Origin of the sequence: Actinophytocola sp. (genome assembly GCF_035712165.1) — a bacterium.
Lineage (GTDB): Bacteria > Actinomycetota > Actinomycetes > Mycobacteriales > Pseudonocardiaceae > DASYTH01.
This window is the reverse complement of sequence record NZ_DASTBH010000028.1, coordinates 1-2,205: the sequence shown is the minus strand read 5'-3', so window position 1 is coordinate 2,205 and position 2,205 is coordinate 1. Positions and strand designations below refer to the sequence as shown.

At 72.2% G+C, this 2,205-nt stretch carries 2 protein-coding genes and 1 pseudogene; 2 read left to right on the top strand and 1 reads right to left on the bottom strand.

Going from position 1 to position 2,205, the window contains the following annotated elements:
* Positions 1-585, bottom strand: a pseudogene (locus VFO68_RS01575) (hydroxymethylglutaryl-CoA lyase); the annotation flags it as partial.
* 24 nt (positions 586-609) lie between these two features.
* On the opposite strand from VFO68_RS01575, the gene VFO68_RS01570 reads away from it, so the two are divergent.
* Together VFO68_RS01570 and VFO68_RS01565 are read left to right on the top strand one after the other, a co-directional pair.
* On the top strand, positions 610-2,049 hold the full coding sequence (locus VFO68_RS01570; protein ID WP_325156299.1) for an NAD(P)/FAD-dependent oxidoreductase: 1,440 nt from the start codon (positions 610-612) through the stop codon (positions 2,047-2,049).
* A partial coding sequence (locus VFO68_RS01565; protein WP_325156300.1) for an SDR family NAD(P)-dependent oxidoreductase occupies positions 2,049-2,205 on the top strand: 157 nt, incomplete at its 3' end. The genes VFO68_RS01570 and VFO68_RS01565, both read left to right, overlap by 1 nt.

Below are 2,205 nucleotides of genomic sequence, written 5' to 3'. Positions count from 1 at the left end.
GTCCCGGACCCGTGCGGTCATGTCCCGCACCTGCGCGGGCACGCCGACGCCGATCGTGTCGCCGAGCGCCAGCTCCTGCACGCCGGCCCCGGCCGCCTCGGCGGCGAGGTCGACCACCCGCTCGACCGGCACCTCGCCCTCGAACGGGCAGCCGAACACCACCGACAGCGTGAGCGTGGTGAACAGCCCGGCCGACCGGGCGTCGGCGATCACCGAGAGGGCGTCGCGCATCGCCTCCTCGGTGGACATGTTCTGGTTCTTCCGGGAGAACGTGTCGGTCACCGCGACGACCGCGTTGACCTCGTCCACGCCGGTGCGCAGGGCGCGGTCGAGGCCGCGGCGGTTGAGCACCAGCCCCGCGTACGAGACGCCGTCGCGGCGAGGGACACGCTCTATCACCGCCTCGGCGTCGGCCATCGCCGGCACCAGCTTCGGGTGCGCGAAGGAGACCGCCTCAACCCGGCGGGCGCCCGCGTCGACGAGCCGGGTGATCAGCTCGACCTTGGCGTCGGTGGACAGGAGCACCGACTCGTTCTGCAGCCCGTCACGCGGACTGACCTCCACAATGGTGATGTCGCCGGACACACTTGCGAGGCTACCGTCGAGTACGTGACTGGAGAGCACGTCGACGTGCTGATCGTGGGCGCCGGCATATCCGGCATCGGCGCCGCCTGCCATCTGCAGGACCGCTGCCCCGGCAAGACCTGGGCGATCCTCGAGGCCAGGGACGCCCTCGGCGGCACCTGGGACCTGTTCCGGTTCCCGGGCGTGCGGTCCGACTCGGACATGCTCACGCTCGGGTACGAGTTCCGGCCGTGGACCGGGACGAGCACGCTCGCCGATGGTGCCGCGATCCGAGACTACCTGCGGGACACCGCGCACGAGCGCGGCATCGACACCAAGATCCGGTACGGGCACCGGGCGGTGGCCGCCGACTGGTCCAGCGAGGACCGCCGGTGGACGGTCACCGTCGAGAGCGACGTCGGCCGGATCGAGCTGACCTGCGGCTTCCTCTACTCCTGCACCGGCTACTACCGCTACGACGAGGGCTACCGGCCCGAGTTCCCCGGCGAGGCGCGGTTCGCCGGGCCGATCGTGCACCCGCAGCACTGGCCGGCCGACCTCGACCACACCGGCAAGCGGGTGGTGGTGATCGGCAGCGGCGCGACCGCGGTCACCCTGGTCCCCGCGATGGCCAGGGACGCGGCGCACGTGACGATGCTCCAGCGCTCGCCGAGCTACATCCTCACGTTGCCGTCGCAGGACCCGGTGCTGGCCGGGCTGCGCCGGTGGCTGCCGGACCGGGTGGCCGCGAAGATCGCCCGGGGCAAGAACATGGCGATCCAGATCGCGCTCTACCAGTTCGCCCGGCGGGCACCGCGGGCCGCCCGCAAGGTGCTGCAGGGCGGGGTGCGCCGGCAGCTGCCGCCGGGCTACCCGGTGCAGACCCACTTCCGGCCCGCCTACAACCCGTGGGACCAGCGGCTGTGCCTGGTTCCGGACGGTGACCTGTTCGCCGCGATCAGCGCCGGGTCGGTGACGATGGTGACCGACACGATCGACACCTTCACCGAGACCGGCATCCGGCTGGCCTCCGGCGCCGAGCTGGACGCGGACATCGTCGTCGCGGCGACGGGGCTGAGCCTGCTCGCCGCCGGAGGGATGGCGCTGTCGGTGGACGGCGCCGCGGTCTCGATGCCCGAGACGGTGACGTACAAGGGCATGATGCTCTCCGGCGTGCCCAACTTCGCGCTCGCGATCGGCTACACCAACGCGTCCTGGACGCTGAAGGTCGATCTGGTCAGCGAGTACGTCTGCCGGTTGCTGACGGAGATGGACCGCACCGGCAGCACGGTCGTCACCCCGCGCCGGCCGCCGCCCGGCGCCCGCGAGCCACTGCTCAACCTGCAGGCCAACTACATCAAGCGCGGTCTGGACGCGCTGCCCCGGCAGGCCAGGATGCGACCGTGGCGGCTCAACCAGAACTACGCGAAGGACGTGCTGATGTTCCGGCACGGGACGGTGACCGACGCGGTCGAGTTCCGCTGATGCGCCGGTACGAGTTCGCCGGCGGCGTCGCGGTGGTGACCGGGGCGGCGAGCGGGATCGGCGCCGCGCTGGCGGTCGAGCTGGCCCGGCGCGGGTCCCGGCTCGTGCTGCTCGACCGGGACGCCGAGCGGCTGGCGAAGGTGGCGGCTCCGCTCG